This is a genomic window from Arthrobacter sp. CDRTa11 (assembly GCF_026427775.1).
In the GTDB taxonomy this organism is placed as follows: domain Bacteria; phylum Actinomycetota; class Actinomycetes; order Actinomycetales; family Micrococcaceae; genus Arthrobacter.
Genome location: NZ_CP044532.1, coordinates 1,089,553 through 1,112,717 on the forward strand (window position 1 = coordinate 1,089,553; position 23,165 = coordinate 1,112,717).

Here is a 23,165-nt window from a genome sequence, read left to right on the forward strand (position 1 = left end):
CCGTCAGAGACGCCCTGAAAACCCCAACGGCGGCCCCCTTCTAGGCAAATGCTGCGGGTTAGAGACGTGCTGGGGGCATCCTGCTTCAGGTCAGAAAGTCGTCGGCTGCACTCAGCGCTTCATCGAGGATAGCCAGGCCCGCAGCGGCGTCGGACTCGCTGACGTTGAGCGGGGGAGCCACGTGGATCCGGTTGCCCAGGATCAGAGGCAGCAAGCCGCGATCCAGGCATGCTTTAGCGAATGAGGCCATGGGCGCGTTGTCCGGACCTGAGGCTCCTGTCGGCACTATCGACTCTTTCGTTTGCCGGTTGCGGACCAGTTCCACAGTCCACAGGCCACCGATGCCGCGGATATCCCCGACTGCCTCGTGCTTCTCGGCAAGCTCCCTGAGTGCCGGGCCAAGAATGTCCGTGCCGAGGCGGGCCGCGGCGGCGATGGTGCCCTCGTCGTGCATGGCGTTGATGGCGCCCACAGCTGCTGCGCAGGCGAGCGGGTGGCCGCTGTACGTCATGCCTGCCGGGTAGGGGCGCTTGGTGAACATCTCATAGATCGCGTCGCCGACCAGAACGCCGCCCAACGGTACATACCCAGAGTTCACGCCCTTCGCGAAGACCAACAGGTCAGGTGCCACACCATCGTGGTCCACTCCGAACCAAGCCCCCGTTCGGCCAAAGCCGACCAGCACTTCGTCGGCTATGTAGACAATGCCGTGGCGGTCGCACAGTTCACGGACCCCACGCAAGTAGCCCGCCGGTGGCACGATGACGCCCGCACTGCCAACGACCGATTCCAGGACCAGGCCGGCGATCGTCGTCGGACCTTCCAAGAGGATCACCTGCTCAAGGTGAGCCAGCGCCCGCTCACACTCTTCCTCGATGGTGCTCGACCCGAACGCCGAGCGGTACAGGAACGGGCCGAAGAAGTGGACGGCGCCGGCCGCGCCGGTGTCTGAGGCCCAGCGGCGGGGATCGCCGGTCAGGTGGATCGATGTGGTTGTTGACCCGTGGTAGGAGCGGTACGCGGCGAGGACTTTCGGCCGTCCCGTGTATAGGCGCGCCATCCGAACCGCGTGCTCAATGGCCTCCGTCCCGCCGGTGGTGAAGAGTACGTGCCCGAGGTTCGCTGGCGCGACGTCCACAATCAGCCGTGCCGCTTCGCCCCGGACATCGGATGCCAGGCCAGGCGCCAGTGTGCACAGGCGGTCTGCCTGGTCCTTGATGGCAGCGACGATGCGCGGATGCTGGTGGCCGAGATTGGTGAATACCAGTTGCGAACTGAAGTCCAGGTAGCGCCGGCCGCTCACGTCGACGACGTAGCTCCCGGAGCCGCCGACCACCGTCGGAACGTCGCGCCGTCCCTGGACAACCCATGGATGGAAGACCAGTTCGTCGAGATCCATGACAACCTCCGATGCGTGGGCCGGCTGTTCACCCTTACTGCTTCACCATGGCACCATCACGCGGCAGCGTCCATGGTCCTTCTCCAAGGTGTATCCGGCACAAGCCATCGTGTTCCGCCTCACATTCGGAATAGTTGGCATACGCCGGGCAGTTGGGCTGGGCAGAACCACTTCATTTCGAAAGGAACTGCGCATGCTGTTTTCCCCTTTGACCCTCGGCGAGCTCGAACTTCCCAACCGCCTGGTAATGGCGCCCCTGACCCGGGTCCGCTCCGGCGGCGAGGGTGTGCCCGGTCCGCTGGTGGTGGAGCACTACCGCCAGCGCGCCACTTTGGGACTGATCGTCAGTGAAGGCGCCTACCCGAGCCCTGCAGGCCGTTCGTATGCCGGCCAGCCGGGACTGGTCACCGAGGAGCAGGTTGCCGGCTGGAAAAAGGTCACCGACGCCGTTCACGCGGAGGGCGGCCGGATGTTCGCGCAGGTCATGCACGGCGGGCGGGTATCTCACGAGGACATCACCGGCGGACACCCGCTCGTGGCTCCCAGCGCCGTCGCCATCGAAGGTGAAGTCCACACTCCAGAGGGCAAGAAGCCCTACCCGGTGCCGCATGCACTCACCACCGATGAGCTTCCCGTGGTGATGCAGGAGATCGTCACGGCTTCGCTCAACGCGATCGCTGCCGGGTTCGACGGAGTGGAGCTGCACTCGGCCAATGGTTACCTGCTCCACGAATTCCTGTCACCAAATGCCAATATCCGCACAGACAGCTATGGCGGCTCGCCGGAAAACCGGGCCCGTTTCGTGATTGAGACGGTCAACGCCGTAGTGGCGGCAGTTGGCGCCAACCGTGTGGGCATCCGCATCTCACCGGCCCATAACATCCAGGGGATCGCCGAAACGGACCCCGCAGACGTCCGTGCCACGTATGAAGTGCTGGTGGACAGCATCGCGCCCCTGAACCTCGCGTACCTGAGCATCCTGCACCACGATCCCTCCGGGGAGCTCATCCAGGATCTTCGGGCCCGCTTCGACGGCACCTTCCTCGTCAACAGCGGCTTTGGAGTGATCACCACCCGTGAAGAGGCAGTTGCACTGATTGCCGATGGCCATGCTGACGCCGTGGTTGTTGGACGCCCCGCTATCGCCAACCCTGACCTGGCCCGCCGCTGGAAGGAAAGCCTTCCGCTGAACGAGGCTGACCCGGCTACCTTCTACGGTGACGGAGCCAAGGGCTACACGGACTACCCCGTGTACTCCGGCTAAGAAGTTTGGTGAAACGACGACGGCGGCACCTGGCTGGGTGCCGCCGTCGTTGGCCGCTCGGTGTGCTGTCCCGGCAGCGCGCGCCAAAAAGCCATCCGACGGCTTTTTTGGCTCATTTATAAGTGGACCGCGCAGTCTCAGGAGGACCGGCGGTAGCAAAAATGATACTCCAGCGAATGGATTATCGCTAGTGCCTGCGGTGCTTTTGCTTGTGCATCCGGGCCATCGCGTGTGCTGCGCGCTAGAGGAACGCCTCGCGCCCCGTCCCCTCCCGCATCACCAGCTTGCCGTCCTCAATGGAGACAAGCAGGCTTTTGGGCGTCCCGCTGACTTTGGTGATGGCCTTCAGCCCCCGGTTCGTGACTTCCACGCCCACATGGGCACCTTTCGCCGGCAGCTCCACCGAAACTTCTGAAGCCATTCCCAGAAGGGGATTGGTGGATACTCCCAAATCGCGCCGGGCCTGCTTGCCGTTGACCGTGACGGTGATGTTGGCCTCGTCAAACCCCTCTTGAAAGACGATGAGCAAGTCCCGCATGGTGGCCTCTTCCTCGAGAATGGTGCCGGTGACGCATCTCAACAACTACAGCATTTCACGGCGCGGATCGGAATACCCTCCGATGACACAGGTGGTCCAATGCTGCTGGAGACCTCGGACCCAGTAGGGCAAAATGTTCTGGTGACCCAACTCCCGCAAGGCCCCTCCACGACGTCCGCAGCTTCAACGCCGGACAGCGCCATCTTCCACCAGATCGCCGCCGAGCTCGGCGTCAAAACCTGGCAGGTGAAGGCCGCTGTGGAACTGCTCGACGGCGGGTCCACCGTCCCGTTTATCGCGCGGTACCGCAAGGAAGCCACCGGAACGCTTGATGATACGCAGCTCCGCGAGCTCGACGAGCGCCTGCGCTACCTCCGCGAACTTGAGGACCGCCGTCGTACTGTCCTTGAAGTCATTGCAGCCCAAGGGCAGCTGACTCCTGAGCTACAGGCTGCCATCGTCGCGGCAGACACCAAATCACGGCTTGAGGACATCTACCTTCCCTTCAAATCCAAGCGGCGCACCAAGGCGCAGATCGCCCGCGAGGCAGGGCTGGAACCGTTGGCCGATTCGCTGCTGAAACGGCCGGATCTGGATCCTGAACGGGAGGCTGCGAAGTATCTCAACCCAGAGCACGCCATCGAAGACGCCGCCGCCGCGCTGGGCGGGGCCCGCTCCATCCTGGTGGAACGTGTGGCGCAGGACCCGGACCTCGCCGCAACCCTGCGGGAGCGCCTGTGGACGCAGGGCCGGATGGTGTCGCGCGTGAAGAAGGGCAAGGAGGCGGACGGCCAGAAGTTCTCGGACTACTTTGATCTCGCGCAGGCGCCGGCCGGGATGCCGTCACACCGCGTGCTGGCGTTGCTGCGGGGCGAGAAGGACGGCGTCCTGGAGCTGGATCTCGCCGAAGCTGACCCGAAGGACGACGACGCCCTGGCCGCCGCCCGCTCCCGTTACGAATCAGCTGTAGCCAAGTGCCTTGGGGTTGCCGACCGCGGCAGGCCTGCGGATGCCTGGCTGCTGCAGACTGCCCAGGTGGCGTGGCGCTCGCGGGTGCTGGCGCGGCTGACGGCGGACCTGCGGGGGCGGATGTTTACCGCCGCTGAGGACGAGGCCGTCCGGGTCTTCGCAGCCAATCTGCGCGATGTCCTCCTCGCAGCACCCGCAGGAAACCGCGCAACCCTTGGCCTGGACCCGGGGTTGCGTACCGGGGTGAAGGTGGCAGTGGTGGACGGAACCGGGAAGGTGGTTGCCACCGACACCGTGTACCCGCACGCTCCGGCGCGGAAGTGGGACGAGGCACTGGCCACCCTGGTACGGCTGGCGCGGCAGCATGCCGTCGAACTCGTGGCGATCGGGAACGGCACGGCCTCCCGTGAGACTGACAAGCTGGCCGCGGAGCTGATCAAATTGCTGCCGGCCGCGGACAGGAAGCCACAAAAGCTTGTGGTGTCAGAGGCGGGCGCGTCTGTCTACTCGGCGTCCGCCCTGGCCTCCGCCGAATTGCCTGGCATGGATGTGTCCCTGCGTGGCGCCGTGTCGATTGCCCGCCGGCTCCAGGACCCGCTGGCCGAGCTGGTAAAAATCGATCCCAAGTCCATCGGAGTGGGGCAATATCAGCACGATGTGACCGCAGTGAAGCTGGACCGCAGCTTGGACGCTGTGGTGGAGGACTGCGTGAACGCCGTAGGGGTGGACGTGAATACAGCGTCACCGGCCCTACTGAGCCGCGTTGCCGGCGTCGGGCCCCTGCTGAGTGAGAACATCGTGGCGTACCGGAACGAACACGGGCCGTTCGCCAAACGAAGCGAGCTGAAAAAGGTTCCGCGGCTGGGAGCCAAAGCATTTGAACAATGTGCCGGCTTCCTTCGGATCACCGGGGGAGCGGAACCGCTGGACGCGTCAAGCGTGCATCCGGAAGCCTACTCGGTGGCTCGGAAGATCTTGGTTGCCGCGGGTTCAGCGCCCGCCTCGTCGCTTGACCCCCGGAACTTTGTGGACGGAACGTTCGGCCTGCCAACTGTGCAGGACATCCTGGCTGAGCTGGACAAGCCGGGCCGTGACCCCCGGCCGGCCTTCGCCGCAGCGACGTTCTCAGAAGGGATCGAGAAGATCTCCGATTTGAAGCCCGGCATGGTGCTGGAAGGAACGGTCACCAATGTCGCCGCTTTTGGTGCGTTTGTGGACGTTGGTGTCCACCAGGACGGCCTTGTCCACGTCTCTGCCCTTGCCAACCGGTTTGTTTCCGATCCCCGCGAGGTGGTCAAGTCCGGTCAGGTGGTGCGCGTGAAAGTGCTGGAGGCCGATCCGGACCGGAAACGGATCTCCCTGACGTTAAGGCTCGACGACGAGCTGGCCCCCTCGGGCGGCCGGGCGTCCGGCGGACGGGCCTCGGGCGGACGGGAATCGGGCGGGCAGGCTTCCGGGGCGAGGACTGCTGGCGCGCGGGAGTCCGGCGGCCGAGACGCCGGGGCCAGGCCTTCGGGCGGCGACGGGAAGACTCAGCGGAACCAGAATGCCGAAACAGGCCGCGGCTCGGGCAAGCCCTCTGGCAACAGGGCGGTTGCGCCACAGGCGGCGCCCGTGAACACAGCGATGGCGGAGGCGCTGCGCAAGGCCGGCCTCGGCAAGTAGTTCCGCCGGAGCGAATCAGGCGGAGCGCCTCAGACGGAGCGCCTCAGGCGAGGGACAATACAAACGCCAGGACGAAGCCTGCGGCGGTGCTGAGTGCAACAGCAGGGCCGCCATGCTCGTAAGCTTCCGGCATGAGCGTGTCAGCGAGGGAGGCAATGACGGCGCCGGCCGCGAACGCCAAGGGGAGCGAGATTGCCTCCGGATCCGTGCCGGACAGTGGGCCCGCCCCGATAACAACCGCTGCCACCAGCAGGACGGCGCAGGCAAGCCATAGTCCAATGATGCTGGCAGTCGAGCGGCCCTGGCTGCGCATGGAGGCGGCCCCCACCAGTGCCTCCGGCAGGTTGGACACGAAGATTGCGGCGAGCAGGGCCAGGCCACCGGTCCCCTCACCCAAGGCAACACCGAGGGCGATGTTCTCAGGCACTCCGTCCAGCGTGACAGCGGCCAGCAGCGCCATGCCCGCTGCCCCTCGCGTCGATGCAGCGGTGGCAGGAAGTTCAGTGGCTGCGGCGTCCGTGTCCAGCTTTGCGCTGCCTTGGAATTCGTCCGCCGGTGTGGCAGCGGCCTCCGGGCCTGGCTGGGCCCAACGGTCCAGGAGGGAGCTGAGAACAGTGAATACGATCGCACCGACCATCAGCCCGATGGCGGCCCGGACGATACCGCCTTGTTCGTAGGCGTCCTCGAAGAGCTCGAAGGCCAGGGCGGTGATCAGGGAACCGGCCGCGAACGAGAGCAGTATGGCGAGGAGCCGCTTGGGCAGTTCAAATCGAACACCAACGAATGCACCCACGAGCAAAGCACTGGATGCTATGACGCCGAACAGCAGCGACATCATCATGCCGTCAGTATAGGAGCGGCGGGCTGGTCAAGGACAGGTATTTGCCCTGTCGACCTGCGGGTAGCTTTCGGGACGTGGACGTTTCTGTAAGGCTGGGATCATGACTTACTTCTTGGAGTACACCATCCCGGCCCCTTCTGACGCTGCCGAGTTCGAGTTCCCGCACGACGAGATCAATGCGGGCACCACTATCCCCCTGGCCGAGACCAACGCCGAGATTGTGCACACACCGGAATTGCCCGCACGCACGGGGATAGTTGGCGCAACAGTTCCCGAAGCCAAGCTGGAGGCCGAACAACTCATCACGCACAGCCGCGCCACGGAAGGCAGCCTGTACTTCGACCCGTCGGACTCGCTCCAGGCCGGTGTAGGGACCCTCGTGGCAACGTTTGTGGAAGGCCGAGGCTGGCAGGACGCCTAGTTCAGAGAAAAGTGCCCCTCTAGGGAAGGTCACAGGCAGCTACGCGGTGCGGCCAGTGACCTTCCCTGCCTAGTTCAGGATCCGCGTTCCTTCCGGCAAGGCGTCTCCGGCGAGCAGTCTGGCTGCGGCGTCTGCAAAGGCAGTCAACGCCACACGCTGAGTCCAGGGGCCATAGGAGATACGGCAGACGCCCAGTTCCTGGAGCCTGGCAGGGGCGAGTGATCCGGGGACGTTAATCACTGACACTTTGTTCCAGCCGATGCCTTCAACCAAGGCGCTGACAGTCGGTTCGTCCAATAGGCCGGGAACAAATACCGTCGTTGCACCGACATCAAGGTAGGCGCGGCCGCGTTCGATCGCGTCAGCCAGCACTTCGCGCGGATCGCGTTCCTTGCCCCGGAGGAATGCATCGGTGCGCGCGTTGAGGACAAAATCGATTCCCTCCGCCTGGGCGGCCTTCACTACGCCGGTCATCTGCTCCACAGCCGCATCCAGTGGGCGCATCTGGTCCTCAATATTTGCGCCTACGATCCCGACGCCGATTGCCTTGCGCACTGTTTCGCCAGCATTTCCGTACCCTGCCTCAAGGTCAGCGCTCACAGGCAAGGGAGTGGAAGCGGCAATGCGCCCCGCAGCCTCGATCATCAGGTCCACCGGGATTTTTTCGCCGTCCGGATATCCCTGGGAAGCAGCAATCGAGTGGCTCGCGGTGGCCAGCGCAGCCGTACCCGGAACGTCTGTGGCGACCTTTGCTGTGATGGCATCCCAAACGTTAATGACCTGGAGAATATCGGCGGCTTGGTGTAGACGGAGGAGTTCGGTGGCTTTGGCAGCGGTGTTTTGAGTCATGGTGCGAGCCTAACTGAGCCGCCAGACAAGCGGCGGAATGGAGCTCGGAACGGCCTCGTCTCATGCTTGCTATCCCGCGCATGGTGTCATGGCGCTGCACTTGTCCGCACGCTGGGCAACAGCGCGGCACCACGGCGTTGGATTGCGCGCGTCTTGTGCGCCCGCCCAGCACATGGCGTTGCTTTCGCGTTTGGCTTTATTGATGAGCCGTTATCCCTAAACCCGGGGCAGCCTAATCCGGACCGCCGGCTGAGCTTATGGAGCCGTCCGGCCAGGTGGGTGGTTCCCAGTCTTGGTGTTCGCTGTTGTAGTGGCGGCCGGTGGGTGAGGTCCAGCCGGGTGGTTCGTTTTTGCTGGCTGGTGTTGGTTGCCAGGCCGAGTGGTGTTTGAGGTGGTGGTGTTTTCGGCAGGGTTGGCCGAGGTTGGATATGCCGGTGGTGCCGCCGTCGGCCCAGGCAAGGAGGTGGTCTGCTTCGTTGTCGAGGGAGTGGTTGTTGCAGCCGGGGAAGGGGCATTTGGCATCGCGGAGCCTGAGCCAGCGGCGCATGGCTGTGGTGAGGCGGTAGCTGGTTCGGCCGATTTCCAGTGGTGCGCCGTCGCGGGGGTCGGTCAGGACGCGGTGGAAGGAGCCGGCTCCGTTGGCGATCAGGTTCCGGGCCATGGAGGCGGGGATGGGGCCGTGGCCGTCGAGTGTGGCAGGTTCATCGGTGAGGCCCAGGAGGGAGAACACGGGCACGGTGACCAGTACCTGGGCCCGCGGCGGCGGGACCTGCCCGGCGGTGCGTTCTCCGCCGGGATCGGCAAGGCATTTTGCGCCGCCAGTGCTTTCGTTGCTGATGCTGCCGGGGTTGGATGTCCCACCGCCGAGGAGTGTGTGGGCGAGGGTGTCGGCGCGGAGTTGGGTGAGGGTGCGGGGCTCGGTGGGGCTTTGGAGTGACCGGGCTGTTGTGGTGGTGTGTTCCCAGATGGCGGCGGCCTGGTCGGCGGGGAGGTAGGCGGAGAGCCAGGCCATGCCGTCGCGGTCCGGGGTGTATTCGACCCGGCGGTCCAGGACGCACTTGGTATGGCGGGTTTCGATCGAGACGGGGTGGTGGCGTTCGCGCCAGGTCCGGGCCCTGGCACGGAACCGTGAGGGTGTGAGGTCCCCGGCAAGGCAGGCGCGGGAAGCCTTCGCTGCGTCGGGGTCCAGGAAGTGGGTTTCCAGGGCGGCCGCGCCGGCGGGGCCCAGGCCGGTGGTTTCATCGCAGAGGATCCGGGCGTGCTGCCAGGAGAGGGCCCCGGCCTGCAAGGCTGTCAGGGTGCGGGGCAGTTCGGTGCTCAGTTGGCGGGACTGGACCAGGAACGCTGAAGCGGTGCCTTCGCTGATGGTCAGGACACAGGCGACCTCCGCGACCATGCCCATCTCCGCCGCAGAGCGTTCGTGCAGCGAGGCCGACGGGGGAAGCAGCCGCCGGCAGGTGTCCGCGTAGGTGGCGGCCGCCCGGGCTTTCCGCGCAGCGGCACGGGCCTCATCACGGGCAGCCTCCGCCATCTCGGCCAGGCATTCCTCCGCCAAATCCCGCAACGGATCACAACCAGCATCAGCATCAGAACCTGTGCTAGAGCGAGTATGGGAAACGGTGCCAGGATCAGCACCAGACCCTGTGCCAGAGCGAGTATGGGAAACGGTGCCAGAGTCAGCACCAGACCCTGTGCCAGAGCGAGTATGGGAAACGGCGCCAGAATCAGCACCAAACCTTGTGCCAGAACCGGCACCAGGGGCGGCAGAGAAGGAGGCCGAATCAAGCCCGTCCACCGGAGCATCGAACATCGCCGCAGCCTCGAAAGCAACCTGGCTTTCACCGTCAACAACTACCGTGCCGTCCATACCCTAAGTCTGCCAAGGGGGTACGACAGTAAGTCTGAAGGAAAGCCCCTATGTGGATAGCGCGCGTGAAAAGCTGGAGGAACCTCAGCGGGAGGCCGGGGATGAAGCGCCGGCCGGCTCGGAGGACCCGTCAGCTGGCTCTTTCTGCCAAGGCCACCGCCCAGTGATTTCCAGTTCCAAGGAGAAGCTCAGGAACGTACGGATCAGCACGATGATCGCCAGGACGCCCACACTTTCATACGTGGGCGTCACTGCGACCGTGCGGATGATGTCCGCAGCGACCAGGAGCTCCAGCCCCAGCAGGATGGACCTGCCGAGCAACTGCCGATAGGCGCGGTAAACAGTGAGCTTCTCGGCTCCAAGAGGGAGATTTCGCGGCTGATAACCCCGAAGGGCCATGGGGACGGACACCAGGGCGCCGATCACCATCACGGCAACGCCGGCGAAATCCATAAACTTGCCTACGGTCTCAATGATGTGCTGAAAGTCCATGTTCCCCTGCCGTATTTCGCCGGATATACGCCTGCATTGAAGCCCTGGCCGCCTGACCTCGCCAGCAGCCTTAGCCTAGACAGCCAACAGCCCCAGCCTAGACGGTCACCCGCTGCCGGAATGATGCTCCATATGCTGACGACGGGAGCAGATCCGAGGAATCCGACCGAAGCCTCGACCGGAGCGTGCCTGACTTGGGCTCCGTGTCATACAGTCCACGCTCAGCCAGCCGCGGCACCACCAGCTCGGCAAAGTCGTTCAGTGATCCCGGGCTGACGAGGGGATTCAGCATGTAGCCGTCCAGCCCCGAAACAGCAGCGTGTTCCTGGATCTGCCGGGCTACGTCGTCGGGTGTTCCGATGAACAGAAGGTCTGTGCCGCGGGTGACCTCCGAGAATTTACGGCGTACATCGCCGGCCGTGAGCGGTTTGTCCTGCGGAGCTCCCTTGACCACGTAGGAGGTCAGGCCGTTGGTAGACGTCGTGAGCGGCTCGTCGTCGGCGTATTTGCTCAGATCAATTCCGGTGTCCCCGGCGTAGCTGACCAGCTGCGCCTCCACGTGGTAATTGCGCTGCAGCTCGTCGTACTTCTCCTGGGCTCCGATGGCAGTGGGAGCCGTGATGATCCGGGCCAACGCCATGGAACGCACCTCGCCGGCGGGGCGTCCAACAGCCAACGCGCGCTGACTGATGTCAGCAAGTCCCGCCGCGATCTCCTGCGGATCCTTTTTGGGCAACAGGATCACCTCCGCGTGCTTCGCCGCGAATTCGCGGCCCCGCGGCGACCAGCCTGCCTGAAACAGTGTGGGCGTCCGCTGTGGTGATGGTGACGTCAGCGACGGTCCGTCCACGCGGAAGTGTTCGCCGTCGTGGTTGATGGGGTGGACGGAACCAGCGCGGGCGTACAGCCGGTCCGCCTTGCTGCCCACCACCGCGTCGGCCGCCCAGCTGCCTTCCAGCAGCTTGTAGAAAACGTCCATAAACTCGTCGGCACGCGCATAACGGTCGGCGTGCTTGAGCATCTCGTCCATGCCGAAGTTGCGGGCTGCGCTGGACAGGTAGGAGGTGACGATATTCCACCCGATCCGCCCTGTGCTGAGGTGGTCAAGGGTGCCGAAGCGGCGGGCGAGGGCGAAGGGGTGCTCGTACGTGGTGGACGCCGTGATCACGAAGGAAAGCCGCTCGGTGAGGGCGGCCAGGGCGGGAACGTACATAAAGGGATCGTTGGCCGGGGCCTCCACCGCCCACCCCAAAGCGGCATCGGCGGAGCCGCCGTACACGTCGTACAGGCCGAGGACGTCGGCGAAGAAGAGTGCGTCCAGGTTTGCCTCTTCGGCAGTGACGGCCACATTGCGCCACCGGTCCAGGGAGTTGACCTGCAGCCGGTCATCCAACGGGTGGGTCCACAGGCTGGGGGCGCCGCCGCAGCCCACGCTGGCCTGCTCGTACAGGGCAAAAAGCAGGGGAGATGGTGAACTCATCGGATCAGCTCGCTTTCGTCAGGGGAAAGTTCGACGGCGGCGCGGCGCCCGCTTTTGCGGGAACCGTGCCGGAAGTGGAAGTACAGATAGCAGGCGGCCACAAACGGGATACCGAAGTAGAGGGCGGCCACCTGGTTGGGGTCAAAGGCGAGCCCAACCACGGACGCCAGGCACAACGCAAAGGCCAGCAGGGGAACCACGGGATAGAGCGGCGCACGGTAGGCCAGTGTGGCCACGTCACCGCCATTTCGGAGGAAAGCCCGGCGATGCAGAAAGTGCGAGGCCGTGATGGACATCCACACACCAACCACAGCGAAGCCGGCGATCGAGACCAGTACCAGGTAGACCGATTCGGCGGCCACTACGCTGCAAAGGAGCGAGGCGACACCGCCGATCATGCTGATGCTGAGGGCTATGAGCGGAATGCCCTTCTTGGTGAGGCGGCGGAAAGCCTTTGGTGCATGGCCTTCATCCGAGAGGGAGAAAAGCATGCGGGCGCAGGAATACAGGCCACTGTTGCCGGCCGAAAGCAGGGCCGTGATGATGACAAAGTTCATGACGTCTGCGGCATACGGGATCCCCAGCGAACTGAACACGGTGACGAAGGGGCTTTCATCAAGCCCCACCTCTCCATAGGGAACGGTGGCCGCGATGACCGTGATGGCACCCACGAAAAAGATCAGCAGGCGCAGGACGGTGGCGCGGAGGGCTTTGGGAATGGCACGCTCCGGATTTTTGGTTTCGCCGGCTGCTACGCCGATCAGTTCCGAGCCGGAGAAGGCATAGAAGACCGCCAGAACAGTGATCAGCACACCGGCAAAGCCGTTGGGAAAGAGCCCACCCTCAGTAACGAAGTTGTTCAGGAGCAGGGGAGGGCCGGACTCAGCCGCCAGGGGCTTGAAACCCAGCAGGGCTGCACCGCCGAACACGATGAGCGCCAAGATGGTAGCCACCTTGATCAGTGACAGCCAGAATTCAGACTCGCCGAAGACCCGTGCCGAGAAGGCATTGAGGCTGAAGATCACTGCGGCAAAGACCAGGCACCAGACCCAGACGTCCACTCCCGGAAACCATCGCTGCATGAGCAGCCCGCAGGCTGTGAACTCCGAGCCCAGGGCCACAGCCCAGCAAAGCCAGTACAGCCATGCCGTGGTAAAGCCGGTGGCGGGGCCGATGGATCGTGCCGCGTAGATGTGGAATGCACCCGCCACTGGGTAGGCGATGGCGAGTTCACCGAGGCACGCCATCACCAGGTAAACAACAAAGGCCCCAACCAGGTAGGCCAGGACGGCGCCGAGCGGGCCGGCCTGTTCAATCGTGTAGCCGGAACTCAGGAAAAGGCCGGAACCGATGACGCCGCCCATGGCGATCATGATCAGGTGGCGGGGCCCCATGGTCCGGCGCAGGTCAGTCCGGCGCAGGTCGCGGTGGGAGGGGTGCGAGGAATCCAGGGCAGGGCCGCCCGGCGTCTCCGGGCGGGCAGGCAGCACGGGGCTGAAACTGTTTTGCGGCATGGGGCCACGCTAGGTCCCGGCAACCGGCAGCGTGGCATTCGTTACAGTTTGTTGCACCATAAGCACGGGGAATTGCGGATAACTATCGGTGTCGAACCCCTGATCCTGTCAGCACTTCCCGGTAGCCCTCACGGAAGGAGGGGTACGCAGGCTCAAAGCCGGTGCTTCGCAGCAGTGCGTTGCTGCAGCGTTTGTTCCCGTTCCGGGCATCCGCTGCCGGACCCGTGGGCGGCTCGGGAAACCCCAGTTCGGAAGCCAGGAACCGCAGGACCTCGCCCAGTTCTGCGGGCTCGTTGTCCACCCCGAGATATACCTGAGCTGGCATGGCTTCCATCCCGGCCAGATGTACCAGCGCCGCAGCGGCATCGTCACGGTGGATCCGGTTGGTATAGCGGGGGGCGTCGGGAATGACCGCAGCGCCGTTCCTGACCTGGTCTATCAGCCGCGTTCGGCCCGGACCGTAGATGCCGCCGAGCCGCACCACAATCCCGGCTGTTTCGGTGCCGTGCAGGCGGTGGTGGAGCAGCTCCTCAGCCTCCCGCATGATGCGGCCGGAAAATCCGCCAGGTTCCGCCGTCGTGCTTTCATCAACCCAGCCTCCATTGGCATCCCCATAAACAGCGGTGGACGAGACAAAAAGAACCCGGCGGGGCGTCACGGCATCGCGTTCGAGGGCGTCCAGGACGTGCGAAACGCCGTCCACGTAGGCGGCCCGGTAGGCAGTTTCCGTGGGGGAGTCCGCGGCGACGGCAATAACGACGGCGGTGGTATCTGCCGGGATGGGCGGCAGGCCTGCGGTGCCCAGGTCCGCCGCCACACCTTCAATCTCCGCCGGCAGTTTCTCCGGCGACCGGCGCCAGCCCACCACACGGTGCCCCGCTGCGGCAAAACGCAGGCCCGCTTCGGTGCCCAAGTCGCCGCATCCGGCCAACAGGACAGTCATGGGATCAGGGAGCCGGGACGGGGAAGAAGACGCGAGGATCCTGCAGCAGGGCCGGGTAGTCGAAGGCGGACCTGTCGATCACTTCGGTGACGCTGAAGTTGCGGCCGAACCTGCCATCTTCCAAGGTGATGGGGCGGCCAAGGACCTGTCCCACAGCGAACTTGTGGCCATCCTCGAAGGCCACCGCCACGACTGTCTTGCCGGGGAGGGTAGCGAATGCCTCCTCCTGGGCCTTGCGCTTCCGGGTCGGCTTCTTCACCAACTGCTTGGGTGGAAGCTTGCGCGGCTGCTTGGACGGGCGTCGTGAACCGTCGTCCACGTAGACAGGGGAATAGTCATCCTGATCGGCGCCCAAACCGGCAGTGGGAGTGCCGCCGCGGCGAACCGGGGGAAGGGCAACGGTTTCCAGTGTTTCCGGGTCTATGTCCCCCTGCGTGGCGCGGAGGATCCACAGGATGTCACCGTCAGGGTCCTCGGGAAGGAATTCATGTTTCGGCTCAGGCCAGATGTAGTCCAGATCCACCTCGGCGTCAGGAAAGACGTCTTTGTAAAACTTCGGCTCCTTGCGGAGAAGCTTGGAACGGTGGCTCAAATGGAAGTCAGGATCGCCGAGCCAATGCGGCATCGGAATTTTGGCTGCGTAATCGGGGTGCGCTGCCTGGGGTGCAAACTCGGTGATGTTGGCGCGGGTGTTGTCGGCGTGGCCACGGGCGGTCCACTCGTCCACCATGGCAAGGCCATACAGGGTCAGTGCGGGGACGTGCCCCATCCACATCCTGACGGCCGGGTGGGACTGCCAGCCGTATTCCGGGATCACCAGCGCCCGGAGGATCTGCAGCGCCTCGACTCGTTGCTTGCCGAGCCTGGCGGGATCGAGCGCGGCCGCGCTCGACCTAAAATCGGGGTGCGGAAGGAAGGTTTGCATCTCTTCAGTCTGACGCCCCATACCGGATGTGCCAATTGCAGTGCTTGCCGCCACATCGGGACCAGCCGGAGTGTTCACATAGTGGACCTATACATACGCCATGGGGGAGCAACCACTAAGATAACCGGAACCCGTCCCGCGTCCTGGAAGCCCTGCCATGAAAACTACACCTGAAAAGACCCCCGGAAGCACCCAGATTTTCACGCCCAAGTTCGGGCAGATGCTTAGCCCGGAGGCCAACGGCATCCTGGTCCTTGACGAATTTACCCTTGATCCGGCAGCAGCGCGCAAAGAGCAGCACGGCTTCCGCGCAGCGATTGCATCCGTGGCTGTCACGCTCCGCCGTATTGCTGCCCTGCGCGTGGTTATTGCCCTCGTGGCCATCGGAAACCTGCCCCTGTTCCTGCTCTCCAGCGGTTGGTGGATCTACGCGGTTTCCCTGACCCTTGTGGTGGCAGTGCACGCTGCCGTCTCCTGGCTCAACCGGCACGAGCCCAAAGTCCGCCAGCGCCAGGACCTGGAACTGCACCTGCACCGCGAACAGAGCGCCAACTACCGCAAAGTCCGTGACGCCGTGAAATACATGATTGACACACCCAGCCGCATGAACGAACACCTCTACCTGGAGTTGCTGGCGGTCAAGCGGGTGGCCCTCAACCTCGCCCACGGCACGGTTGCCCTGCTGGACACCAGCGACGAGACCTCCTGGAAGGTGCGGATCGTCCGCGAAATCCCGGCCGCAGCCTAAGCAGAAGTAGCAGCCTCAACCCGAGGCAGCAGCCCAGGCAAAAGCTATGACGTTAACGACGACGCCGGAGCTCCCCGCAGAGGGGACGCTCCGGCGTCGTCGTTAACTTTGCTGCTGTTTCAAGGCGCCGGTGGCGCCCTGAAGGCTAGGCGGGAAGCTGCAGGACCTGTCCCTCGAACACCAGGTCCGGGTTGGAGATGGTGTCCTGGTTGGCGTCCGCGAGGCTTGCCCAGCCGCCGACGATGCCCAGCTTGTCCGCCACGATGCTCAGCGTGTCGCCCGCCTCCAGCGTGTAGGTCTCGCCGCTGAGCGCCACCGGCGCAGCATGGACGGGAGCTACAGGCTGGGTGGCGGGTGCCTGGACGGCCGGAACCTGGGTTACGGGCGCGCTCTGGACTGGAACAGTCTGGGGAGCAACTGCTGTTGCGCCGCCGCTCAGACCCAGCTGGGCCGAGCAGGAAGGCCAGGCCTCCCAGCCCTGCGCGGCCTGGACCTGTTCCGCTACGGCGATCTGCTGCTCCCGGCTGGCATCCGCGGCGGAGCCGGTCCCGCCGTAGGCGGCCCACGTGGTGGGGCTGAACTGCAGGCCGCCCGTGTAGCCGTTTCCGGTGTTGGTTGCCCAGTTTCCACCGCTCTCACACTGCGCCAGCGAGTCCCAGGTGGACGTGCCGGTGGTGGCGTTAGCGGCGGTAGCTGAGAGCGCCAGGCCAGCGAGGGAAACGGCGGTTACGGTGATTCCGCGGCGCGCGGCAGTACGGAAAGTAGTTGTTTTCATGATGGTGATGCTCCTGAAGGCCACCTGCGCTCGATCCGTCCCCGGAGGTCGTCGCGCTACTGCCCGCCCCTGACGTATAGAGGTCAACTGCGGCGTCCGCCGGCCGGGCAGTTCTGGTGGAGGCGGCGCCGGGCATTCATTGGCCCGCGTTCGCGGGCATGCATTTCACGCTAGGCCATCACGCCGGCGTTATCAAACCGAGATAATTTATCGGTGTTGGCTGGTGGCCAGCTGGGGAAGTGCCGCGGACAGATAAGGCGCGGTGCGGCTGTGCGCAGACCGTGCGACGTCGGCGGCGGTTCCGGCTGCAACGATCCTGCCGCCGGCGTCCCCACCGGACGGACCCATGTCAATGACCCAGTCGGCAGCTGCAACCACGGCCATCTCGTGTTCCACCACTATGACGGTGTTGCCGCTGTCCACCAGGCTGTGGAGCTGGGCCATGAGCAGCTGGACGTCGGCGGGGTGGAGCCCGGTGGTGGGCTCGTCCAAGAGGTAGAGGGTATGGCCGCGCTGGGCCCGCTGAAGCTCGGTGGCGAGCTTGATGCGCTGCGCCTCGCCGCCGGAGAGTTCAGTGGCCGGCTGGCCCAGCCGGAGGTAGCCCAGGCCGACGTCCCGGAGGCTCTTCAGGCTGCGCGCCGCGGCCGGAATATCGGCAAGGAACGCGGCGGCAGCGTCCACCGTCAGACGCAGCACCTCGGCCACGTTCTTCCCCCGGTACGTTACCTCCAGGGTTTCCGGGTTGTATCGGGAACCGCCGCACTCCGGGCACGGGCCGTAGCTGCCCGGGAGGAAAAGCAATTCCACTGCCACAAAGCCTTCGCCCTGGCAGGTTTCGCAGCGGCCCCCGGGTACGTTGAAGGAGAACCTCCCGGCGCCGAACCGGCTTACCCGGGCCTGTTCCGTGGCCGCGAATTCCTTCCGCACAGTGTCGAACAGTCCTGTGTAAGTTGCGAGGTTGGAACGCGGTGTGCGCCCAATGGGCTTCTGGTCCACGGTGACGAGCCTGTCGATCCGGTCGGTGCCGCTGACCGGACCCACCGACAACGGTGTGGCAGGACCCGGTTCGTCCGGCCCTGCCGGCTGCCCAGCCTTTGCCGATGATGCAGACTGCTGGGGCTTGAGGCCGGATCCCACCACCTCCCCCAGGACATGGGTCACCAAAGTGGACTTGCCGGACCCGGACACCCCTGTGACAGCCGTCAAGACGCCCAACGGGAAGCACGCGTAAAGATCCTTGAGGTTGTGCCGGCTGATGCCTGCCAGCTCCAGCCAGCCATCGGGCTCCCTGGCCCCGCCCGCACGCGGTGCGCCGCCTTCACCCGGCATCGTGTCGCCGTCGACGGTGCCGCCGTCGAACAGGAATGGGCGGGTCACCGATTCCTTGATGGCCGCCAGGCCGGCAACGGGCCCGCTGTAGAGCACTTCGCCGCCGCCTTCCCCTGCCCCGGGGCCCACGTCCACCAGCCAGTCAGCCCGGCGGACCACATCCATGTTGTGTTCCACCACGAACACCGAGTTGCCGGAGGCCTTGAGCTGGTCCAGAACGGCAAGGAGCGGCTCGGCATCGGCCGGATGCAGGCCGGCGGACGGCTCGTCCAGCACGTAGATCACGCCAAACAGCCCCGACCGGAGCTGGGTGGCGATCCGCAGCCGCTGCATCTCGCCGGGGGAAAGGGTGGGGGTGGCGCGGCCCAGCGCCAGGTAACCCAGGCCCAGCTCCAAGAGAACAGTAATGCGCTGCAGGAGGTCCGCAGTGATGGCAACCGCGACCTCGTTTTCCTCGCCGGAGGACTGCCGGCGGGACGCCGTTCCGGCCTCCTTCAGCCCCGCGGTGGGACGGAGGATCTCGGCCAACTCCACCATCGGCGCCGCGCTGAGTTCGGCGATGTTCCGGCCGGCAAAGGAAACGGCGAGGGCCTCTGGCCCGAGCCCCGTTCCGCCGCAGCGCTGACACGGGCCCGATTCCATAAACGCCAGGACACGCTCACGCATGGCAGCGCTCTGGGAGTCCGCCAAAGTGTGAAGGACGTAGCTTTTGGCGCTCCAGAAGCGGCCCTTGTAGGGTTTGGCCACACGGTCGCGCTCGGGGGTGACTTCGACAACTGGCTGCTCCTCCGTGAACAGGATCCAGTCGCGCTGTTTCCGGGGCAGTTTCCGCCAGGGCACGTCCACGTCGTAGCCCAGGTGGCTGAGGATGTCGCGGAGGTTCTTGCCCTGCCAAGCACCCGGCCAGGCCGCGATGGCACCCTCCCGGATGGTCAATGCAGGGTCAGGAACCAGGGATGCCTCGCTGACGGTGTGAGCGACGCCCAGCCCGTGGCACTCGGCGCACGCACCGGCCGCGGTGTTCGGAGAAAAAGAATCGGAATCCAACTGCGCGGCGCCGGCCGGGTAGGTCCCGGCCCGTGAAAAGAGCATGCGGAGCGAATTGGAGAGCGTGGTCACCGTGCCTACCGTAGAGCGGCTGCTGGGTGCGCCGCGGCGCTGGTGAAGCGCGACGGCGGGAGGCAGCCCGGAGATCATCTCCACCTTTGGATTGTGGCCCTGCTGGATGAGGCGGCGAGCGTACGGGGCGACGGATTCAAAGTAGCGCCGCTGGGCTTCGGCGTAGATGGTGCCGAAGGCGAGAGACGACTTTCCCGAGCCGGAGACCCCTGTGAACGCCACGATGGCGTCCCGCGGCACATCCACGTTGACGTTCTGCAGGTTGTTCTCCCGCGCGCCCCGGACGCGCACGAAGCCATCCGAATGATGGTCAGGGGTGGGGAGGGAAAGATCGTCAGCCAGCCGGGGGTTCCGCATTGGTCCGACTCTAGCCGCGAACCGGCCGGCGGGCGATATCCTGACCCGATGGACAATCACCGGGACACAGCCCCCAATCCGCTTACCGAGCCGGAACTTCCTGCCACGGAACTTCCTGCCACGGGACTTCCAGTCGCGGATCTGGCCGGGGCCGAAGCGGTTGTGAGGATCCTCCCCATCGCCGAACTGCACCTTCACATCGAAGGGACCCTTCAGCCGGAACTGATTTTTGAACTGGCGGAGCGCAATGGCATCACGCTGCCCTACTCGGGGTTGGACGAGTTGCGCGGACTCTATGAATTCAGTGACCTCCAGTCCTTCCTGGATCTTTACTACGCCAACATGGCGGTCCTGCGGACGGAGCAGGACTTCGCGGACATGACCCGCGCCTACCTTGCCCGCGCCCAGGAAGCGGGGGTGCGGCACGCCGAGATCATGATGGACCCGCAGGCTCACCTTGCCCGCGGGGTCTCCCTGAAAACCTGCGTCAACGGTGTTGCGTCCGCTCTGGCAACCTCAGTTGAGGACTTCGGGATCTCCACGCTGCTGATTGCCGCCTTCCTGCGCGATCTGCCCGAGGAGTCGGCGCTGGAAGTCCTGGACGCCCTGCTGGCCATGAACGCCCCCATCGCCGCCATCGGCCTGGACTCGGCCGAGGTGGGCAACCCGCCCGCCAAATTCGAACGGCTTTTTGCGCGGGCGCGGGAAGCAGGCCTGCGGCTGACGGCGCACGCAGGGGAGGAGGGCCCGGCGTCGTACATTATTGATTCGCTGGACATCCTGGGAGTGGAGCGGATCGACCACGGCATCCGGTGCATGGACGATCCGGAGCTGGTGGAACGCCTGGTGGATGATCGGATTCCGCTGACGGTCTGTCCCTTGTCCAACGTTCGGCTGCGGACCGTGGACACCTTGGCGGACCACCCGCTGCCGGCAATGCTGGCCGCCGGATTGAACGTGTCCGTCAACTCCGATGACCCGGCCTATTTCGGCGGATACGTGGATGATAACTTTGCGCAGCTGACGGCGGTGTTCGAACTGTCCGAGTTCGACCGGGCCCGGCTCGCGGCCAACTCCATTCATTCCTCGTTCGCCTCCGAGGACCGGAAAGCCGAGCTCCTGGACGAGTTGAACGGCGGCTAGCGCCTGGGCTGAACGGCGGCCAGTCCAAGGGCGGACGCTTGGACCGTCCAGAGTTGATCCGGTTGCGCCTGCGTCACCTGACAGTGAGGAACATCAGGGCTGCTGCCGCGTGCCGCTAAACTGGTGCCGCAAGCGTGTCTGGGAAAAGGCCGGCGGCACCCACATTAGCGCTGCTGGGTTGAGCAAACAGCCCCCTACCCGAGACTCCCGCCTCACTTCGGTCCGAATCCGCTTCATAGTCGGTCACGACACGCAAAGTTAACCAATTCAAGTCGCGCGATGTAACAGGCTGTTGGCAAAATGCCTAGAGTCTAATCGCAATAAAAAAGGGGAATCATGGCCAAGTCCATCGCAGAAAACACCTACCTTCGCCTCAAGACCGTGCTGGATGTCCTGACCGAAGGCGTGTGGTCCGGCGATGCGCTGAATGCCGGCGAGGTACTGGCGGAAGCCACAGCCCGCGTCCCGTTCAGCCCGCATGAGGCAGAACTGCTCAGCGGCGGCATTCCCCGCGGTCATAAGACGCTGACCTCCGCCACCGCAAAGCTGGTGAAGGCCGGCTGGCTGGTCAAGAGCCGTGCCGGCTGGATCATCACCGAGGAAGGCATGCGCGCCACCGTCGCGTTCCCGGATGTGGACTCCTTTACTGCAGCGGTCGACGCCGGCACGCCAGTTCCGGCGGACACACCGGTTCCGGCTGTCCCCGCCAATTTTGTTTCGCCGAAGGCAGCCCGCGCAGAAGCCGCCGCGAAGACGGAAACAGTGAAAAAGACTCCGGCCAAGAAGGCTGCCGCCGCTAAGGCAACCGCCACTAAAGAGACCGCGACGAAGGCAACCGCCACCAAGGCGCCAGCGAAGAAGGCGGCCGAAGCAGTGGGCAAGGCAGCCAAACTGATCGAGGACGCCGTGGAGCCCGTGGTCAAGGCCGTTCGTTCCCGCAAGACCTCGCCGAAGGCAAAGGCTGAAGCGCCCGCCCCGGATGCTTCGGCAGGGGCCGTTGCCACCGCCGTCGAAACGTTCCCGCAGCCCGAAGCCGTAGCCGTTGCCGGTGACTTCAACACTTTCCTGGGCGCACCGGAGAACTGGGCACCCCAGTACGACGAAGCCCAGATGGAGCTCGACGTCCTGGACCAGCTGTGGAAGATCAGCGCGGAACTGCCTGCTGGCTACTACACGTTCAAGATCGCCCTGAACCGCTCCTGGCAGGAGAACTACGGCGCCTTTGGTGCATTCGACGGACCCAACCACGAACTGCACCACGGTGGCGGCACTGTCACCATCCGCTACGACCACCGCACACGGGACATCATCGTCAACTAACCTCACGCAGAACCCCGCGGACCTACTGTCCGCGGGGTTCTGTCGTTGTTGCCAGGGGAGGCGGGGCCCATGCGGCGCGGAGGAATCCTTGACTGCGCGGGAATCCTTGACCGCGTTCGGATCCCTGACTGCGCCCAATCCTGACCGCACCCGAGTCCTTGACTTGGGCTTGCTGCTGAAGCACTGTGGATTTGGTCGCTGTGGCCGGTTTCCACCGATTCAGGAGATGCAAAATGACTCTTCCCTCAGGCCTTACCCCGGGCGTTTGGACGCTGGATATGTCCCACAGCGAGATCGGATTTACGGTCCGGCACGCCGGCATCAGCAAAGTGCGTGGACGTTTCACTGAGGCGAGTGCAGAGGCCCACATTGGCCAATCCCTGGCGGAATCGTCGCTCCATGCCACCGTCAAGACGTCCAGCTTCGATTCCGGTGACGCCAACCGGGACGCCCACGTCCGTGGGGCGGACTTCTTCGACGTGGAGAATCACCCCGAGATGACTTTCCGTGCCACATCCGTGGAGGGCGACGGCGAGGACTACAACCTCACGGGCGACCTCACCATCCGGGGAATCACCAAGCCCGTGGAACTGGAGGTGGAATTCACCGGTGTGGCCGTGGACCCCTTCGGTGCCACCCGTGCCGGTTTCTCCGCCGAGGCCGAGATCAGCCGCAAGGAGTTTGGCCTCACGTGGAACGCAGCCTTGGAAACCGGAGGATTCCTGGTCAGCGACAAGGTGAAAATCAACGTCGAGGCTGCCTTGGTGAAGCAGTCCTGAAGCAATGAACCCTGGCGTTCCAGCGAACCAGGACATGCCGGCGGCCGACAGTGTCCGGCTCTCCGCGCGCGTTTTTGGGATAGTGCAGGGCGTGGGGTTCCGCTACTGGACCATGGGCAAGGCCGACGAACTGGGCCTGACCGGGTTGGTGCGGAACCTCGCCGACGGATCCGTGGACGTGGTGGCCGAAGGCCCCGAAGAGCGCATCCAGGACTTCCTGGACTGGCTGAAGTCGGACAAAACCCCCGGCCGCGTGGAGCGGGTGGAAGACTCCATCTCTGCGGCCGAAGGAACGTTCCGGGACTTCAGGGCGCGCTGACACCCAACCCCAACCCGGGTTCTTGAGCCGGGATCACGCCGGTAAGCACCAGCCCAAGCAAGTCGCGCTAACTGTCGCTCTCCGCGCTCAAAACGACTGCCCGCGCGAC

The 23,165-nt window shown here is 64.8% G+C and carries 20 protein-coding genes; 8 read left to right on the forward strand and 12 right to left on the reverse strand.

All coding sequences use genetic code 11. The features are described from left to right. Positions 1-85: 85 nt before the first annotated feature. Positions 86-1,399 (reverse strand): aspartate aminotransferase family protein, encoded by a 1,314-nt coding sequence (locus F8G81_RS05060; protein WP_267277919.1) that lies wholly within the window; start codon positions 1,397-1,399, stop codon positions 86-88. 193 nt (positions 1,400-1,592) lie between these two features. On the opposite strand from F8G81_RS05060, the gene F8G81_RS05065 reads away from it, so the two are divergent. Beyond that, on the forward strand, positions 1,593-2,663 hold the full coding sequence (locus F8G81_RS05065) for an alkene reductase (RefSeq protein ID WP_267277920.1): 1,071 nt from the start codon (positions 1,593-1,595) through the stop codon (positions 2,661-2,663). A gap of 241 nt (positions 2,664-2,904) precedes the next feature. Here the strand turns inward: F8G81_RS05065 and F8G81_RS05070 are convergent, their stop codons facing one another. Then, complete coding sequence (locus tag F8G81_RS05070) at positions 2,905-3,201, reverse strand: hypothetical protein (RefSeq protein WP_267279128.1); 297 nt, start codon at positions 3,199-3,201, stop codon at positions 2,905-2,907. Positions 3,202-3,342: 141 nt separating this feature from the next. On the opposite strand from F8G81_RS05070, the gene F8G81_RS05075 reads away from it, so the two are divergent. After that, entirely contained in the window at positions 3,343-5,835 is a 2,493-nt protein-coding gene (locus tag F8G81_RS05075; protein ID WP_267277921.1) for a Tex family protein, read from the forward strand. Positions 5,836-5,878: 43 nt separating this feature from the next. On the opposite strand, the gene F8G81_RS05080 is transcribed toward F8G81_RS05075, so the two are convergent. Next, complete coding sequence (locus F8G81_RS05080; protein ID WP_267277922.1) at positions 5,879-6,676, reverse strand: ZIP family metal transporter; 798 nt, start codon at positions 6,674-6,676, stop codon at positions 5,879-5,881. 100 nt (positions 6,677-6,776) lie between these two features. Between F8G81_RS05080 and F8G81_RS05085 the strand changes: the two genes are divergently transcribed. Next, positions 6,777-7,097, forward strand: coding sequence for a hypothetical protein (locus F8G81_RS05085; protein WP_267277923.1), 321 nt, complete (start codon positions 6,777-6,779; stop codon positions 7,095-7,097). 69 nt (positions 7,098-7,166) lie between these two features. Here F8G81_RS05085 and F8G81_RS05090 read toward each other — a convergent pair whose 3' ends face one another. From F8G81_RS05090 to F8G81_RS05120, 7 genes are all read right to left on the reverse strand, one after another. Beyond that, positions 7,167-7,946, reverse strand: a complete 780-nt coding sequence (locus tag F8G81_RS05090; RefSeq protein ID WP_267277924.1) for an isocitrate lyase/PEP mutase family protein — start codon at positions 7,944-7,946, stop codon at positions 7,167-7,169. A gap of 232 nt (positions 7,947-8,178) precedes the next feature. Continuing rightward, positions 8,179-9,477, reverse strand: coding sequence for a DUF222 domain-containing protein (locus F8G81_RS05095; RefSeq protein ID WP_416377106.1), 1,299 nt, complete (start codon positions 9,475-9,477; stop codon positions 8,179-8,181). A gap of 420 nt (positions 9,478-9,897) precedes the next feature. Continuing rightward, complete coding sequence (locus F8G81_RS05100) at positions 9,898-10,305, reverse strand: DUF1622 domain-containing protein (RefSeq protein WP_267277925.1); 408 nt, start codon at positions 10,303-10,305, stop codon at positions 9,898-9,900. Positions 10,306-10,402: 97 nt separating this feature from the next. After that, positions 10,403-11,785 carry an NtaA/DmoA family FMN-dependent monooxygenase gene (locus F8G81_RS05105; protein ID WP_267277926.1) on the reverse strand — a complete coding sequence of 461 codons (1,383 nt, stop codon included), beginning with the start codon at positions 11,783-11,785 and terminating at the stop codon, positions 10,403-10,405. Next, the gene (locus tag F8G81_RS05110; protein WP_267277927.1) at positions 11,782-13,299 is read right to left on the reverse strand and encodes an amino acid permease; all 1,518 of its coding nucleotides are present in this window, start codon (positions 13,297-13,299) and stop codon (positions 11,782-11,784) included. The genes F8G81_RS05105 and F8G81_RS05110 overlap by 4 nt, the downstream gene beginning before the upstream one ends. Before the next feature lie 82 nt (positions 13,300-13,381). Further along, positions 13,382-14,242 (reverse strand): SDR family oxidoreductase, encoded by an 861-nt coding sequence (locus tag F8G81_RS05115; RefSeq protein ID WP_267277928.1) that lies wholly within the window; start codon positions 14,240-14,242, stop codon positions 13,382-13,384. Between the two features lie 4 nt (positions 14,243-14,246). Beyond that, positions 14,247-15,167, reverse strand: coding sequence for an MSMEG_6728 family protein (locus F8G81_RS05120; protein ID WP_267277929.1), 921 nt, complete (start codon positions 15,165-15,167; stop codon positions 14,247-14,249). Between the two features lie 157 nt (positions 15,168-15,324). Between F8G81_RS05120 and F8G81_RS05125 the strand changes: the two genes are divergently transcribed. After that, on the forward strand, positions 15,325-15,915 hold the full coding sequence (locus F8G81_RS05125; protein WP_267277930.1) for a hypothetical protein: 591 nt from the start codon (positions 15,325-15,327) through the stop codon (positions 15,913-15,915). Positions 15,916-16,060: 145 nt separating this feature from the next. Here F8G81_RS05125 and F8G81_RS05130 read toward each other — a convergent pair whose 3' ends face one another. Together F8G81_RS05130 and F8G81_RS05135 are read right to left on the reverse strand one after the other, a co-directional pair. Further along, complete coding sequence (locus F8G81_RS05130; protein ID WP_267277931.1) at positions 16,061-16,690, reverse strand: transglycosylase family protein; 630 nt, start codon at positions 16,688-16,690, stop codon at positions 16,061-16,063. A 207-nt stretch (positions 16,691-16,897) separates the two neighbouring features. Beyond that, complete coding sequence (locus F8G81_RS05135; protein ID WP_267277932.1) at positions 16,898-19,495, reverse strand: excinuclease ABC subunit UvrA; 2,598 nt, start codon at positions 19,493-19,495, stop codon at positions 16,898-16,900. 48 nt (positions 19,496-19,543) lie between these two features. Between F8G81_RS05135 and F8G81_RS05140 the strand changes: the two genes are divergently transcribed. From F8G81_RS05140 to F8G81_RS05155, 4 genes are all read left to right on the forward strand, one after another. Further along, a complete protein-coding gene (locus tag F8G81_RS05140; protein ID WP_267277933.1) occupies positions 19,544-20,638 on the forward strand; it encodes an adenosine deaminase in 1,095 nt (364 codons plus the stop codon). A 336-nt stretch (positions 20,639-20,974) separates the two neighbouring features. Continuing rightward, positions 20,975-21,958 (forward strand): glycosidase, encoded by a 984-nt coding sequence (locus F8G81_RS05145; RefSeq protein ID WP_267277934.1) that lies wholly within the window; start codon positions 20,975-20,977, stop codon positions 21,956-21,958. 233 nt (positions 21,959-22,191) lie between these two features. After that, on the forward strand, positions 22,192-22,737 hold the full coding sequence (locus F8G81_RS05150; RefSeq protein WP_267277935.1) for a YceI family protein: 546 nt from the start codon (positions 22,192-22,194) through the stop codon (positions 22,735-22,737). A gap of 4 nt (positions 22,738-22,741) precedes the next feature. After that, complete coding sequence (locus F8G81_RS05155; protein ID WP_267277936.1) at positions 22,742-23,056, forward strand: acylphosphatase; 315 nt, start codon at positions 22,742-22,744, stop codon at positions 23,054-23,056. Positions 23,057-23,165: the final 109 nt, after the last annotated feature.